Origin of the sequence: Paraburkholderia sp. EG304 (assembly GCF_046543485.1) — a bacterium.
Classification (GTDB): Bacteria; Pseudomonadota; Gammaproteobacteria; order Burkholderiales; family Burkholderiaceae; genus Paraburkholderia; species Paraburkholderia youngii.
Genome location: NZ_JBKGUA010000235.1, coordinates 1 through 1,049 on the forward strand (window position 1 = coordinate 1; position 1,049 = coordinate 1,049).

1 pseudogene is annotated in these 1,049 nt (G+C 60.2%); it reads left to right on the plus strand.

The annotated features are described in order from the left end of the window. Positions 1-356 (plus strand): annotated as a pseudogene (locus ACLFKU_RS43560) (transposase); the annotation flags it as partial. Between the last annotated feature and the right edge of the window lie 693 nt (positions 357-1,049).

Genomic DNA, 1,049 nt, shown 5'->3' on the forward strand with positions numbered 1-1,049 from the left:
TCACGGTCACGGGCGCCAACCGACACGACTCGATGGCATTCGAGCCCACGCTCGATGCCATTCCGGCAGTCTCGGGTCTGAATGGCCATCCCCGCAAACGCCCGGGCAAGTTGCGTGCGGACAAGGGCAATGACTTTGCCCGCTGTCGGCGTTACCTGAAGCAGCGCGGAATCACGGCCCGTATTGCCCGTCGCGGCGTGGAAAGCAAGGAGCGGCCCGGGCAGCATCGCTGGGTGGTCGAGCGCACGCATGCATGGTTTGCCGGTTTCGGCAAACTGCGCATTCGTTTCGAACGGCGTCTCGACATTCATAGTGCTTTGCTTTCCTTGGCTGCTGCCCTTATCTGCTCGCGCTTCGAGAGGGTAGCCGCGTTCCCTCTCAGAAACGCGGCCCCCGAAGAACCGTACGTGCGAGTTTCCCCGAATACGGCTCGCGCACGGCGTTAAGCATCGTGCTGCTGCCGGCTGCGTCTGTGCATACGCAACCTTCGCTAGCGTCGCATCGTCGATTCGTCCCGAAACCGAGACAAGGGAAATCGGGGTTCCCGCGTTTCCATCTCCACCGACCCGAGCACTTCTGGGCCTGTCCGGTTAGCACCTGCCTCTTCCCCGATGGCGTTTTGACGACGGGCGTGCGCCCACATCAAAAAGGCGCAACCAGCCATATACCTTTTGGTCAGAGCCAACAGCAGCTTGGGCTCTTTCACAATAACGAGGATTCTGTCAGCAGTTCACGTACGTTGTGCATGCGGAACTTGCCTGGCCCCCACACCGCACGGCTGCTGGCAGTGTCGATTCCTTCCCGGTTGCCCGGGTGAACCGCCTTAACGGAGGGTACGTTGTCCCCGGAGCTTCGCACCCGACCGTTACCAATCGCGCGCGTCCGGGTAGGCAACTGCTGGTCGTACAGCAGGTCACGGCTTCAAATTCCCATATTCAGGTTGTTGAATGTGACAAGGCAGAGAAGAGCTTTGCCATCCACTACATTGCCGATTTACGTCCGGCGGACGGCGACACGCGTCGCACTTGATGACTTGTGTTAGCGGCTCT